The sequence below is a fragment of the Moorena sp. SIO1G6 genome, assembly GCF_010672795.1.
Lineage (GTDB): Bacteria > Cyanobacteriota > Cyanobacteriia > Cyanobacteriales > Coleofasciculaceae > Moorena > Moorena producens.
In genome coordinates, this window is sequence record NZ_JAAHFZ010000014.1 from 52,867 (window position 1) to 67,585 (window position 14,719).

Sequence of the window (14,719 nt, forward strand, 5' to 3'; positions counted from 1 at the left end):
GCCATCCTCAAATATTATCCTAACCATTCCCAAACCCGATCCTTATTACAGGATAGAGCAGAGCATGACTCCGATCCTGAACTGCGGAAGTTTGCTAAGGATAATTTAGAATGTAGAATTTAGAATTTAGAATGAAGAATTTAGAATTTAGAATTTAGAATTAAGGCGTAGGGTGTGTTAGGGACGGGCTCGCCAAGACGCAAGCCATAGCAAGTGTTAGGTTGTTGCCCGTAACGCACCACCGCGTCAAATAGCATGCATTGAGATGCACCAGGCTCGCCCTCATGTTATCCTTAGCCAGTGTTGAGAAAGTCCGTCCCGTAACGCACTATCAGGTCAAACTGATTGCCTTTCGTATATAATGATAAATAAACCGAAAAACAACTACCAATAAGATGCTGGATTGGTTAGCAATTTGGGGAATTTCTAGTGCCGGTGGCTATCTGGCAAAGGAAGTAATTGGTCCTTTGGCGAAAGAAGCTCTAGAAGACTACACTAAAGAGTTTTTCAAAGAGTCTATTAAAGATTATACGGGACTATCCGATCAAAATACCCAGAAAAAACTCTTCGGTAAAGCCTTAAAAGAATTTGTGGCTTTAGTGGAAGAAGAATTGGAAGATGCTGATTTATCTAAGCAAGACGTAAAACAATATACTAAACCCCTCAAGCAGTATATTAAGGATAAATCCATTAAAGCTATCCTGGGCAGTGCCTTTAAGTATGGCTGTAAACGAATCGATCCCGATACCTTAGCCCACACTTGGATTGAGCTTGACTTATTACCATTACCGGAAGGATTTGATTGGCACTATATTGGTAAACAGTATGTCAAGGAAGTAAAAACGATTATTCGGGAATCCGATGATTTACGGCCTATTCGGGATTCCCAAACCTTGGAAGCGATCGCAGAAAACACTAAACCAGGAATTATCCCAGATTTTGACTTAAGGGAATATCAGGAAGCACTTATAGAGAGCTATGGTAATGTTAAATTAGATATTTTAGATACTAGTGGCTGTTACTATAACGAACTAAAACTCTGGAAGATATTTATCCCTCAAAATGTCCGAGAAGTTCATGACTTGATGCCGGAGGCGATTCATGAACTTCCTAAGGATTATTCTCAAAAACTGCGCGAGAGTGGTCAACTAGAAAGGGAAATTGACAAAGAGGAGTTGAAACGAGCTAAAGAGCGTTATTATCAACAACCGATAAAATCCGTATTGGATGTAATTGAGGACTCTCAAAGCTATCGGTATTTGGTGGTTTTAGGAGACCCAGGCTCTGGTAAATCTACGTTGCTGCAATATTTAGCATTGGAGTGGGCAAAAACCGATCTAACTACTGACAGTTCTCTATCAATTCCCTTACTGATTGAATTACGCACCTATATCCGGAATTGCGATAGTGGACAGTGTAATAACTTCTTGGAATTCTGCCATCAAAGCATTGGAGCGATATGTCATCTCAATCAACATCACCTTGATCAGGAGTTAAAAGATGGTAAGGTGTTAGTTATGTTTGATGGCTTGGATGAAGTGTTTGATCCAGGGAAACGAATAGATGTAATTACGGAGATTCATAGCTTTACCAATCGCTATCCTAAAGTAAGAGCAATTGTAACATCTCGGGTAATTGGTTATAAACCTCAACGGCTACGGGATGCTGAATTTCGTCATGTAATGCTCCAAGACTTGGAGTCGGAACAAATTCAAAGCTTTATTGAGCAGTGGCATGAATTAACCTTTACGGATCAAGGGGATAAAGTTAGGAAACGGGAGCGCTTACAAAACGCAATTGAGACATCCTCCCCGATTAGACAACTGGCGCAAAATCCCCTATTACTAACGATGATGGCAATCCTGAATCGCAATCAAGAATTGCCTCGTGACCGCTCTGAACTCTATAACCAATCCTCTCGATTACTGCTCCATCAATGGGATATCGAACGAGCATTACTAGAAGATAATCGTGTTGACCCGAAGACGATTGATTATCAAGATAAGCAACAGATGCTAGCAAAAGTAGCAGATTTCATGCAGGGCAATCAAGCAGGATTAGCGGGAAATCTGATTAGTGGAGAGGATTTAGAACGAATTATCAAAGATGAGCTGAAACTACGGGAGGTTAATAATCCCAGAGACGTTGCTAAGGTAATGATTAATCAGTTGCGCACCCGCAATTTTATCTTGTGTTTCATGGGAGCTGATTATTACGCTTTTGTGCATCGGACATTTTTGGAATATTTCTGTGCTTGGGAATTTGTCAGGAAATTTGATAAAAAGCAGGATATTGACCTGGAACAGTTGAAAACTGAAGTATTTGGTAAGCACTGGCGGGATCAATCTTGGCATGAAGTGCTGAGGTTGATTGTGGGTATGGTTGATTCTAAGAAAGCTGGCGAGATTATTGAGTATTTGATGGCAATTAGTTCTAAGAAATCTGGAGAGATTATTGAGTATTTGATGGCACAAGATGGAGCAGCGGATAAGTTTGGGAATTTATTTATGGCAGCAGATTGTTTGTCTGAGGTTAGGAATCGGTATGAAATTAAATCAACGGATACTGAATTATTGAATTGCTTCAAAGACTTAATTTATTATGATCATAATTATGATTCTAAAAAGTCTCGATATCTCACAGGCTTAGTCAGTGATATTCGCAGGCAAGCTGTTGTAGCAGTAGCCACCCATTGGCAAGACCATCGAGATACCTTACCCCTACTTCAAAAATGGGCTCGCTCTGATCTTGATTTGAAGGTGCGACGTACAGCAATTGAACAGTTAGCTCAAGGTTGGAAAGACCATCGAGATACCTTAGGCATACTTCAAGCATCGGCTCGCTCTAATATTGATTGGGAGGTGCAAGTTACAGCAATTGTACAGCTAGCTCAAGGTTACCAAGACCACCCAGATACCTTAGCCCTACTTCAACAATCGGCTCGCTCTGATCTCAATTGGGAAGTGCGAGCTACAGCAATTGAACAGTTAGCTCAAGGTTACAAAGACCACCCAGATACCTTAGCCTTACTTCAACAATCGGCTCGCTCTGATCTTGATTGGGAGGTGCGAGATACAGCAATTGAACAGTTAGCTCAAGGTTACAAAGACCACCCAGATACCTTAGCCCTACTTCAACAATCGGCTCACTCTGATAAAGATTCGTTCGTGCGAGGTAGAGCAATTGAACAGTTAGTTAAAGCTTACAAAGACCACCCAGATACCTTAGCCCTACTTCAACAATCGGCTTGCTCTGCTTTTTATTCGGATGTGCGAGGTAAAGCAATTGAACAGTTAGCTGAAGTTTGGCACGATCGCGTAGCGTGGCCTACGGCCAATCAGTCTTGGTTATGGGAATTTTTATGCGATCGCACTCTCCATGATCCCTTTGAGCGTAAGGAAAGCTGGATAGAAAATCCTCGACAAGTAGCCCTTGAGGCCATCCTCGAATATTATCCTAACCATTCCCAAACCCGATCTTTATTGCAAGATAGAGCAGAGCATGACCCCGATCCTAAACTGCGGGAGTTTGCTCAGGAGGAATTAACCAAATTATAGGTAAAGGGAGTCGGGAGTAAGGAGATAGAGAATAGCGGGAGATGGAGGAGATTTATATTAAGGCTAATTGTCATAACATGACATTAGCCTTCTGTTTTCCTGAGTGTTTTTGCAAAAGCGAGATGCACCCTACCTTAGCCCTACTTCAACAATCGGCTCGCTGTGATACTGATTCAGATATGCGAGCTACAGCAATGGAACAGTTAGCTCAAGCTTGGCAAGACCATCGAGATGCCTTACGCCTACTTCAGCAATCGGCTCGCTCTGATACTGATTCGAGGGTGCGACTTAAAGTACTGGAACAGTTAACTCTAGGTTGGCAAAACCATCGCGATAGCATAACCCTACTTCAAGAATGGGCTCGCTCTGATACTGATTCAGATCTGCGAGATCAAGTAATTGAACAGTTAATTCAAGGTTGGCAAGACCATCGCGATACCTTAGCCCTACTTCAAGAATGGGCTCGCTCTGATCCTGATTCGAGGCTGCGAGCTACAGCAATTAAACAGTTAGCTCAAGGTTGGAAAGACCACCCATATATCTTACCCCTACTTCAAGAATGGGCTGGCTGTTATCACTATTCATTTGAACAGTTACCTGAAGCTGGGCAAGACCAGCCTTGGTTATGGGAATTTTTATGCGATCGCACTGTCAATGACCCCTTTGAGCATAAGGGACAAAGGACATACAATCCTCGAAAAATAGCTCTTGAGGCCATCCTCAAATATTATCCTAACCATTCCCAAACCCGATCCTTATTACAGGATAGAGCAGAGCATGACTCCGATCCTGAACTGCGGAAGTTTGCTAAGGATAATTTAGAATGTAGAATTTAGAATTTAGAATGAAGAATTTAGAATTTAGAATTTAGAATTAAGGCGTAGGGTGTGTTAGGGACGGGCTCGCCAAGACGCAAGCCATAGCAAGTGTTAGGTTGTTGCCCGTAACGCACCACCGCGTCAAATAGCATGCATTGAGATGCACCAGGCTCGCCCTCATGTTATCCTTAGCCAGTGTTGAGAAAGTCCGTCCCGTAACGCACTATCAGGTCAAACTGATTGCCTTTCGTATATAATGATAAATAAACCGAAAAACAACTACCAACATCATGCTGGATTGGTTAGCAGTTTGGGGAATTTCTAGTGCCGGTGGCTATCTGGCCAAGGAAGTAATTGGTCCTTTGGCGAAAGAAGCTCTAGAAGACTACACTAAAGAGTTTTTCAAAGAGTCTATCAAAGACTATACTGGACTATCGGATCAAAATATCCAGAAAAAACTCTTGGGTAAAGCCTTAAAAGAATTTGTGGCTTTAGTGGAAGAAGAATTGGAAGATGCGGATTTATCTAAGCAAGACGTAAAACAGTATACTAAACCCCTCAAGCAGTATATTAAACATCAATCCATTAAAGCTATCCTGGGTAGTGCCTTCAAGTATGGCTGTAAACGAATAGATACCGATACCTTAGCCCAGACTTGGATTGAGCTTAACTTATTAGAATTACCGGAAGGATTTGATTGGCACTATATTGGTAAACGGTATGTCAAGGAAGTAAAAACGATTATTCGGGAATCCGATGAATTACGGCCTATCCGAGATTCCCAAACTTTGGAAGCGATCGCAGAAAACACTAAACCAGGAATTATCCCAGATTTTGACTTAAGGGAATATCAGGAAGCACTCCTAGAGAGCTACGGTAATCTCAAATTGGATAGTTTAGATACTAGTGGCTGTGCTTATAACGAACTAAAACTCTGGAATATATTTATCCCCCAAAATGTGCGAGAGGTTCATGACTTGATGCCAGAGGCGATTCATGAACTGCCTAAGGATTATTATCAAAAACTGCGCGAGAGTGGTCAACTAGACAAGGAAATTGACCAAGAAGAGTTGCAACGAGCTAAAAAGCGTTACTATCAACAGCCGATAAAATCAATATTGGATGTAATTAAGGACTCTCAAGACTATCGGTATTTGGTGGTTTTAGGAGACCCAGGCTCTGGTAAATCTACGTTGCTGCAATATTTAGCATTGGATTGGGCAAGAACTGATCTAACTACTGCCCTTTCTCTAGGGATTCCCTTACTAATTGAATTACGCACCTATATCCGGAATCGGGATAGTGGACAGTGTAAGGATTTCTTGGAATTCTGCCATCAAAGCAGTGGAGCGATATGTCATCTGAATCAACATCACCTTGATCAGCAGTTAAACGATGGTAAGGCATTAGTGATGTTTGATGGCTTGGATGAAGTGTTTGAGCCAGGGAAACGAGAAGATGTAATTACTGATATTCATCGCTTTACCAATAAGTATCCTAAAGTAAGAGTAATTGTAACATCTCGGGTAATTGGTTATAAACCCCAACGGCTACGGGATGCTGAATTTCGTCATGTCATGCTCCAAGACTTGGAGTCGGAACAAATTCAAACATTTATCGAGGACTGGCATAATCTAACCTTTAGTGATACTGATCAAGCCGATAAAGTTAGGAAAAGGGAGCGCTTACAAAAAGCCATTGAGACATCTTCCCCGATTCGACAACTGGCGCAAAATCCCCTATTAATAACCATGATGGCAATTCTGAATCGCAATCAAGAATTGCCTCGTGACCGGTCTGAACTCTATAACCAATCCTCTCGGTTACTGCTCCATCAATGGGATGTGGAACGAGCATTACTAGAAGATAATCGTGTTGACCCGAAGACTATTGATTATCAAGATAAGCAACAGATGCTAGGAAAAGTGGCATATTTTATGCAGGGCAATCAAGGGGGATTAGCGGGAAATCTGATTAGTGGAGAGGATTTAGAACGGATTATCAAAGATGAGCTGAAATTACGGGAGGTTACTAATCCCAGAGACGTTGCTAAGGTAATGATTAATCAGTTGCGCACCCGCAATTTTATCTTGTGTTTCATGGGAGCCGATTATTACGCTTTTGTGCATCGGACATTTTTGGAATATTTCTGTGCTTGGGAATTTGTCAGGAAATTTGAGAAAACCCAGGAGATGTCCCTAGAACAGTTACAAACCGAAGTATTTGGTAAACACTGGCAGGATGAATATTGGCATGAAGTGCTCAGGTTGATTGTGGGCATGATTGATTCTAAGAAAGCTGGCGAGATTATTGAGTATTTTATGACAAAAAATGGGAAAAATTATGAGATTGACCATTTATTGATGGCAGCATATTGTTTATCTGAGGTCAGGAAGCGGTATGAAATTAAATCAACATATAGTCGATTACTGAATCGCTTCAAAGACTTAATTTTTGATGATCTAAATGATGATTATGAGCAGTATGCATATGAGGGCAATTTACTCGATGATATTCATAGTCAAGCTGTTGTAGCAGTAGCCACCCATTGCCAAGACCATCCAGATACTTTACCCCTACTTCAAGCATGGGCTCGCTCTGATACTGATTTGTCGGTGCGAATTACAGCAATTAAACAGTTAGCTCAAGGTTACAAAGACCACCGAGATACCTTGCCCCTACTTAAAAAATCGGCTCGCTCTGATAAAAATTCGTCGGTGCGAGTTATAGCAATTGAACAGTTAGCTCAAGGTTACAAAGACCACCCAGATACCTTACCCTTACTTCAAGAATGGGCTCGCTCTGATAAAGATTGCTCGGTGCGAGTTATAGCAATAGAACAGTTAGCTCAAGGTTACAAATACCACATAAATACCTTAGCCATACTTCAAGAATTGGCTCGCTCTGATCAGCATTGGTGGGTGCGAAGTACAGCAATTGAACAGTTAGTTCAAGGTTGGCACGATCGCGAAGCGTGGCCTACGGCCAATCAGCCTTGGTTATTTGAATTTTTATGCGATCGCACTCTCCATGACCCCTTTGAGCATGAGAAAAAAGATGTGTTCTTTTTCCCAATAGACATAGATAATCCTCGACAAGTAGCCCTTAAGGCTATCCTCAAATATTATCCTAACCACCCAGATGCTTTACCCCTACTTCAAGCCTCGGCTCGCTCTGATACTGATTTGTCGGTGCGAATTACAGCAATTAAACAGTTAGCTCAAGGTTACAAAGACCACCGAGATACCTTGCCCCTACTTAAAAAATCGGCTCGCTCTGATAAAAATTCGTCGGTGCGAGGTAAAGCAATTGAACAGTTAGCTGAAGTTTGGCACGATCAGCCTTGGTTATGGGAATTTTTATGCGATCGCACTGTCAATGACCCCTTTGAGCGTAAGGAAAAGTGGCATGAAAATCCTAGACAAGTAGCCCTTAAAGCCATTCTCAAATACTATCCTAACCATTCCCAAAGCAGGTCTTTATTGCAGGATAGAGCAAAGCATGACCCCGATCCTAAACTGCGGAAGTTTGCTCAAAAGAATTTAGAATGAAGATAGAATTATAAAATGTCAGTTATTAGCGGTCAGTGGTCAGCTGTCAGCGGTCAGCCTTTAGCTGATAGCTGATAAATAAAAGCTGATAGCTGAACGCGATCGCGTGTGCGTAGCACATAAGCTGAACGCGATCGCGTGTGCGTAGCACATAAGCTGAACGCGATCGCGTGTGCGTAGCACATAAGCTGACAGCTGAAGAATTACCACTGTTCCCTACTCCCGATTCCCTACTCCCTAATTAATGAAGGGCTTCCCTAACCAAAATCACAGTACTATCAACACCCCGTGCGATCGCTTCTGGAATATTGCCATGGATCGCCTGCTCCAATAATCCCTCTCGACTAGCTCCGATCACGACTACATCATACTTGTGAGCGTTAGCTAAACGAATCAAAGCATCAGAAACAGAATAGGAACGGATTGGAATTGATACCACATCACACATACCTTTGAGTTGCTGTTTGAGGAAATAGGTAGCTTTTTCCAAGCTAGTCATTACAGGTTCTCCAGCTTGAGGGTTAAAAACCTGAGTTACTACGATTTGCTCTGCTTTAGCAAGGGTTGCTAGTATCGGAATTAATTGTAGGGCACGGCTAGAATTCGGTCCACCAGCAATGGGGATTAACCAACGCTTCCAGGTCTTAGCTAGTGAACCGTATTTAGCAGATTTAACATCTTGTGCTACTTCCTTGCCTTGGGGTAATTTCAGCAAGACTAAATCACAGGGAGCTTGTCGAATTAAGGTATCGATAATATTACCAAAAATCTGATTAGAACTATTAGATGGTGCTCCTTTCCATCCCATCAAAATTAGATTAATATGTCGTTGTTTAATAGTTTCTAGAATTGCTTGAGCGGTATCGTGGGATATCCTGATTTGGGTGTGAACTGGCATTTCCCACCGTCGCCCTAGCCTTTCCGCTTGCCTTAGCAATCTGCGACTTTTAGTAGTATCAACTCCTGTCTGAGCAGGACTATTGCTACGGGAGATAGGTATTACCTGCAAACACTCGATTTCATAGTCCTGTACCTGGCCAATAGCAGTAGCTATTTCCAACAATACTGGTGCTGATTGGGGATTAGCTAAGGGAACCAACATCCGTCCACTGCCGGTAGCTGGAGCGCGAGTATAATAGACGCCATAGGAGGGATCAGGACTCGGTCCTAGTTGCTCTTTTTCCCCACTGAGTTGGTTAGCTTCGGCACGAATAATATCACTAAAGGTAATGATTCCAACTAACTTTCTGTTTTCTAGAACAGGTAACCGATTGAGGTGATAACGATTAAGAATGTAGAGAACGTGGCTTAAGGTGTCATTGTGTCTAACTGTGATCGGTTGTGGAGTCATCACCTCTTTTATAGGCGTATTCCCAGGCAGTCGGTCTCGGTTCTTGGCAATGTCTTCTTGAGTAATAATCCCGACCAATTTCCCCTGAGCAACTACTGGAAAGCCCCGATGACTAGAGTTACTAAAGGTCTGAATGGCTTGATCTAAAGTCATCTGACTCCCTAGGGTTTCTACCCGGCGCTGCATAATGTCAGATGCTTTCAAACCAGCTAAGGTTCTTTTGTCCACCTTTACTTTAGGCAAGCTGTAGCCTTTCCTCTCCAACAAACGTTGATAGAGAGACCCTTTGGCTAATTGATCGGCAACTAGGTAGGAAACCACACAGGTGATCATTAAAGGTAGGACTAGATTAAAGTCCGTTGTCATCTCAAACACGATCACAATCGCTGTGATCGGTACCTTGGAAACGGCACTAAAAAATGCTCCCATCCCTGCCAAGGCGTAGGTAATCGGATAACCTAATCCGAGCAGGTGATACTCACCGATGCCAACTAAATAGCCTAATGCGGAACCCAATACTAGGGAGGGATGAAACAACCCCCCTGGTGCTCCCGAACCATAGGCAATTATGGTCAGTAAGAAGTAGACCACAAAAGCGAGGCAAGTAAATTCCCAGCCGATATCACCAGTGAGCAACAACTCCCGCAAACCACTGTTGTTATGGAACTGATCCGGTAGCAGTGCTACAATACACCCACCCAGCATCCCAGCTATACCAATCCGCAATGGTAAGCTGAGCTTGAGACGGTCGTAAAAGTTCAGACTGGACAGAATTCCCTGATTAAACAAAGCTGCTAGCAATCCAGCCAACACCCCTAACAACAAATAGAAGGGAATCTCAAGAGCGGAAAAGGTGCTGGAAAAATTGCTTAGTTCCCGATTCAGATCTAGGGTACCTCCACCCAAGAGCCGGGAAACCACCGCACCAATAAAGGATGCTAGAATAGCACTACCCAGAGTTATACTAGATAAATCTGGTAACAGTTCCTCAAAGATAAAGGCTACACTAGCCAGGGGAGCATTAAACCCAGCGGCTAATCCAGCCCCAGCCCCAGCGGCGATCATTTGACGTCGGTGATCAGGAGAGGTGGGTACCCAGCGAGTCAATTGAGCTGCCAAAGCTGCCCCAATATGAACGGTTGGGCCTTGCCGTCCCATAGTCATTCCCGCCGCCAGAGATAGGATAGTACTAACTAACTTGACTACAGCCACCCGTAAATTCATCGCGATAGGAAACCGGGCAAGGGCACCTTTGATCTGAGGTACGCCACTACCTGTTGCCTCTGATGCTACAAACTCAATCAGGAATCCGCACAGTAATCCTAAGCAGAGTCCAAAAGCCGGTAGGGCAAAGCTAGGGGGTAGTATCAGAGCGGCTTGAAGCCGCCACCTCCCTAACCAGCCAATACTGTGTTTTAGTAATACTGCTGAAAGTCCTGAGACCAATCCAATCAGACAGGCTTCGGCAAGGGCAAGACTTCTTTTGGGGATCAGCCATTGGGTAATGGGATTGATCATTGATTGATCATGGGTTAATTTCCATTAGTGATTATTCGTGGGTGCTTTGTAAATACCAGGAGAATTTCTGTAGTTACAAAGAAATAAGCACCAAGCACCGAGCACTGAGCACTGACCCACTAATCACTAGAGGTTACCGATAGTCCTTCCACAATTAGAGAGGGTGTGTAGATGCTATCCTGCCACTCAGCATCATCACCCAGTATTACTAACTGCTTAAGGGTGTTGTAAACATTCCCAGCTACCATGGTGTCTTTGACTCGACCAATAATATTGCCTTGTTGGACTCGATAGCCTAACTCAACATTGACGGAAAAGTCACCGGAGATGCCAGCACTACCGCCGAGAATCTGGTCTATGACTAATCCTTCGTCTAATTTTCCAATTAAGTCATTGAGTGACCCTTGGCCTGGTTTAATCAGTAAGTTGACGAGATCAGGGGTTGGGTAGCTGCCTAGGCTAGGGCGAAATCCATTGCCAGTTGTGCCAGTTCCCAGTAAGCGACCGGTAGTGCGATCGCAAAAAAACTGTTGCAATTGCCCTTCACTGATAAATACGAGGGATTGGGTAGGGGTGCCTTCATCATCAAAGGGGCAACTGTAAGGAAATTCAGGATTTGGTTGTTGAAACAGGGTCAGGTTTTTTGAGGTAACCACCTGACCTAGACTATCACTCCAGGGGGTGGCTTTTTCAAGTACCCGTTTTCCATTTAAGGCTGCTTCCACAGTGCCCCATAGCAAATCCGCTGCTTTAGACGTCAACAAAATTGGCACACGACCACTGGGAGTAGAGACATTTTCCGTTGCCCAGTTGAGGCGTTGTAAGATTTGGTCTAGGACTTTGTTAGTGTTTAGGCTTTCTTTAGGCTCAGATGGGCTTAATCGAATTTGTGTACCATCACCAACACTTAAAAAGTCTTCACCCCTAACCCACTCTACCCCAAGGAAATAACTGAGGGTTGTGTCAGTGTAAGAGCAATGTAATCCTTCAGAGTTAATTAAGCTAGTGGTTTCTAACTCCCATTCCGACTCAGCGCTACACAATACTTCTGGGTAGGCATCGCGAATTAATGCGATCGCATCCGAGCCGATTGCTACTAGTTCTTCTATCGGTATAGTTTCTGGTGAGTCGGAATAGTTAGCGCTAGGGCCATCAGCCAGTTCTATAGATTCCGGTTCATTGAGTGCAGTCATGGCCATTGCCCGGTCTACTAAATCTTGTGCTGCCACTGCTCCATAGCCAACTGCTAGTCCTGGACGTCCGTCTCGCCATAACCGTAGCGCTGTCCCTTCCGATTGACTACTTTCGATTTGTTTGAGTCGATTAGCTTCAAAAAACACAGGACGAGAAAGCGATCGCGACTGATAAACCTCTGCACTAGTCGCTCCTGATTTAGCTGCTAAGTCTAACAGTTGTTCGGCTTGCAGCTCTTGCGGTCTAGTTTCAGCACTCATATTGCCAAGGGAGTAGGGAGTAGGGAGTCGGGAGTCGGGAGTCGGGAGCAGGTAAGAAAAATTACTCACAATTTATTTTTAGCTTCTGCCTGTTGCCTGTTGCCTGTTGCCTGTTGCCTTGTCTTATAACTCCCGGCATAGCCAAAATCCAGCAAACTGTTCTGAAGTTGGACTCGATTGTACGGCCAGAAAATGGACAAGATTAGCGTTCTGCTTTGCTTCTTCAAAGCTTTTTGCCTCTGCCAGAATTTGGGATTTGGTCAAGTTAGCGAGAATCCAGCTATCATTGGCACCAGTTTCCAGTAACAACTTTGGCTTATCATCAGTAGTGTCAAGTCTGACAAAGGATAGCTCCAAACCTGACATCCATGCTGCTAGGGGTTTGGCTCGTTGGGAAAATATAATCACACCGGGAATGGGCGTTTCTGGGGCAATGTCCATGATCGAGACTGGGAAGGCTTCACCAAAGTCAATCTCCCACTCGTTCATTTCCTCAAAGGCAGCGGCTTGTAGACTTACAACTGCCCACTTTTGTCCCTGCAAAGCATCGGGTAATGGTTTAGGGATGGGGGATTGATAACGGACAAATGAGGAAGCAGCGGCTGCGGGGTCATAGCCTGGTTGATTGGGATAAAAGTCTTCTATCCTTTGTTTTAACCATCGCTCCAAAGCATAGGTGCGACGGCTGGGTTGAGCTGGAATATTCAGCTCATTACAGGCTTTGGTAATCATATTGTTCATCTGACGCCGAAAGAAGCGAATCTTGCTTGGTGGCTGTTGAGCTTTTGCGATCGCATCTGCCAAAGCCTGCCCCAACCAAATTGAATTCACCTGCTGGTTGGGACACCAACTGGCGTATTGAAACAGTGTCTCAGGTGAGAGATTGATGTCCAAAGGACTCTCGCAAATTAAGACTTCCCAAAGTTTCTTCTGATTGTCGTCCAAAATTGGGCGGGAGTAAAAATCGAGTTCCCAAATTGTTTCCATGCCACCATTAAGATAATCTCACCCATATTTATGATACGGCTCCAAGAGCGTAATCCGTCAGCTATCAGCTATCAGCTATCAGCTATCAGCGGTCAGCTATCAGCGGTCAGCTATCAGTTATCAGCTAATGCCCTACGGGCACGCTACTTGAGGTGCTATTAGCTATGAGTTTATGCCCATAGCGCACGGTACTTGAACAGCTTATGCCCTATGGGTTACCTCACAGGCTAGAAGCCTGTGCCACGATACTTGAGTGGCCAATAGACATCTCCAAAAATTAACCTCAAACCCTTGCACTGCCTGGGTCAAAACCGAGTTTCTGGAGATGTCTATTGGCCAACGGCTGACCACTGACCACTGACCACTGACTGCTGACTGCTGACTGCTGACTGCTGAATGCTGACCACTGACTGCTGAATGCTTAGATGTGATTAATCCTATTGAACTATATATAATTAAATCTATTCACAATTGTGAAACTTAACAAAAAATTATGAGTAGCGATCGCACAGAGGTTTTAGCTGCCAACACAGCATTTTATCGAGCTTTTGAGAAAAAGGACATTGAAGCCATGAGTAAGGTCTGGTCTCAAGGCACTGGTAGTCTTTGTATTCACCCTGGACGTGATGTAATCAAAGGTTGGCGGGACATTAGCTCATCTTGGGAAGCGATATTCAAGAATACCCAATACCTGGAAATTGAACCAGAGATTATTGCTACTGAAGTCAGGGACACTCTTGCCTACGTTGTTGTGCTAGAAAAAGTGTTGCAAGTTAGCAAGGGTAGAAGGATTGAGGCAGAATCCATAGCAAGCAATATGTTTGAGCTTATGGCTGGCTCTTGGTACCTGGTCCATCATCACGGCAGTCCACTGATGGGCTAACTTCAGACAAAGTGTCGTTCGATCAGGGTGGGAATTTGCTGGGGAGCCACTTCGCTGTAGCGAGCTTTGTCTGGCATCATCACCAGGTTGGGGCCATGTTTGCACTGTTTGAGACAGCCAGTTTCTTTAATTTTGACTTGGTCTTCTAAACCATGGTCCTTTAAACTCGATGCGATCGCATTACAGACCGCTTGACCCCCCCGTTTCCGACAACTGGATTTCTGACAAACTAAAATACTCGCTTTCCGGGTCGGAGTTTTGGGAACCAAAACAGTTGTTGGCTGCTGGTGGGGGTGAGCAGCAAGGCTCACCTCATAGGCTTTCAGTTTAAGTTTCCCAGTTTTTCGCTTTAGTTTGCTGGTGCCACTCACCTCAATCCAAGCCCCAGGGATAATGGCTGGATCCAAGCTCTTTCTCAGAGGTTTAGATAACTTAATCCAATATTCGATATTTGAAACATTAATTCTTAAATACTTGATTTTATAGCCATCCTTAATGACAAAGTCTAATAACTGTCCTACTACACTAAACTCTGAGACTGGCTCTTTAAACTTAGACATAGTTATTTACCTCTAGGAACACTGTTTTTCTTTAATCAAC

The 14,719-nt window shown here is 43.7% G+C and carries 9 protein-coding genes; 4 read left to right on the plus strand and 5 right to left on the minus strand.

The window, feature by feature from the left end; translation table 11 throughout:
- The first annotated feature begins 395 nt into the window (after positions 1-395).
- The 3 genes from F6K63_RS15720 to F6K63_RS15730 all read left to right on the plus strand — a co-directional run bounded on the left by F6K63_RS15720 (position 396) and on the right by F6K63_RS15730 (position 7,926).
- Positions 396-3,557, plus strand: coding sequence for an NACHT domain-containing protein (locus F6K63_RS15720; protein WP_287312637.1), 3,162 nt, complete (start codon positions 396-398; stop codon positions 3,555-3,557).
- Between the two features lie 41 nt (positions 3,558-3,598).
- On the plus strand, positions 3,599-4,393 hold the full coding sequence (locus F6K63_RS15725; RefSeq protein ID WP_287312639.1) for a HEAT repeat domain-containing protein: 795 nt from the start codon (positions 3,599-3,601) through the stop codon (positions 4,391-4,393).
- 272 nt (positions 4,394-4,665) lie between these two features.
- Positions 4,666-7,926, plus strand: a complete 3,261-nt coding sequence (locus F6K63_RS15730) for an NACHT domain-containing protein (RefSeq protein ID WP_287312640.1) — start codon at positions 4,666-4,668, stop codon at positions 7,924-7,926.
- Between the two features lie 53 nt (positions 7,927-7,979).
- Here F6K63_RS15730 and F6K63_RS15735 read toward each other — a convergent pair whose 3' ends face one another.
- From F6K63_RS15735 to F6K63_RS15750, 4 genes are all read right to left on the minus strand, one after another.
- Positions 7,980-8,111 carry a hypothetical protein gene (locus F6K63_RS15735; protein ID WP_287312642.1) on the minus strand — a complete coding sequence of 44 codons (132 nt, stop codon included), beginning with the start codon at positions 8,109-8,111 and terminating at the stop codon, positions 7,980-7,982.
- A gap of 56 nt (positions 8,112-8,167) precedes the next feature.
- Positions 8,168-10,795, minus strand: a complete 2,628-nt coding sequence (locus tag F6K63_RS15740; RefSeq protein WP_287312643.1) for a chloride channel protein — start codon at positions 10,793-10,795, stop codon at positions 8,168-8,170.
- 119 nt (positions 10,796-10,914) lie between these two features.
- Entirely contained in the window at positions 10,915-12,249 is a 1,335-nt protein-coding gene (locus F6K63_RS15745; protein ID WP_287312701.1) for a TldD/PmbA family protein, read from the minus strand.
- 123 nt (positions 12,250-12,372) lie between these two features.
- Positions 12,373-13,236, minus strand: a complete 864-nt coding sequence (locus F6K63_RS15750; RefSeq protein WP_287312644.1) for a Tab2/Atab2 family RNA-binding protein — start codon at positions 13,234-13,236, stop codon at positions 12,373-12,375.
- Between the two features lie 493 nt (positions 13,237-13,729).
- Here F6K63_RS15750 and F6K63_RS15755 point away from each other — a divergent pair, with 493 nt between their 5' ends.
- A complete protein-coding gene (locus F6K63_RS15755) occupies positions 13,730-14,119 on the plus strand; it encodes a nuclear transport factor 2 family protein (protein WP_287312646.1) in 390 nt (129 codons plus the stop codon).
- 2 nt (positions 14,120-14,121) lie between these two features.
- Here F6K63_RS15755 and F6K63_RS15760 read toward each other — a convergent pair whose 3' ends face one another.
- Complete coding sequence (locus tag F6K63_RS15760; RefSeq protein WP_287312647.1) at positions 14,122-14,679, minus strand: (2Fe-2S) ferredoxin domain-containing protein; 558 nt, start codon at positions 14,677-14,679, stop codon at positions 14,122-14,124.
- Positions 14,680-14,719 lie beyond the last annotated feature (40 nt).

Bases quoted from the DNA above. Each gene is read 5' to 3' on its own strand.
- F6K63_RS15750 (WP_287312644.1), bottom strand. From the start codon at position 13,236: ATGGAAACAATTTGGGAACTCGATTTTTACTCCCGCCCAATTTTGGAC.
- F6K63_RS15745 (WP_287312701.1), bottom strand. From the start codon at position 12,249: ATGAGTGCTGAAACTAGACCGCAAGAGCTGCAAGCCGAACAACTGTTA.
- F6K63_RS15760 (WP_287312647.1), bottom strand. From the start codon at position 14,679: ATGTCTAAGTTTAAAGAGCCAGTCTCAGAGTTTAGTGTAGTAGGACAG.
- F6K63_RS15755 (WP_287312646.1), top strand. From the start codon at position 13,730: ATGAGTAGCGATCGCACAGAGGTTTTAGCTGCCAACACAGCATTTTAT.
- F6K63_RS15730 (WP_287312640.1), top strand. From the start codon at position 4,666: ATGCTGGATTGGTTAGCAGTTTGGGGAATTTCTAGTGCCGGTGGCTAT.
- F6K63_RS15725 (WP_287312639.1), top strand. From the start codon at position 3,599: ATGGAGGAGATTTATATTAAGGCTAATTGTCATAACATGACATTAGCC.
- F6K63_RS15740 (WP_287312643.1), bottom strand. From the start codon at position 10,795: ATGATCAATCCCATTACCCAATGGCTGATCCCCAAAAGAAGTCTTGCC.
- F6K63_RS15720 (WP_287312637.1), top strand. From the start codon at position 396: ATGCTGGATTGGTTAGCAATTTGGGGAATTTCTAGTGCCGGTGGCTAT.
- F6K63_RS15735 (WP_287312642.1), bottom strand. From the start codon at position 8,111: ATGTGCTACGCACACGCGATCGCGTTCAGCTTATGTGCTACGCACACG.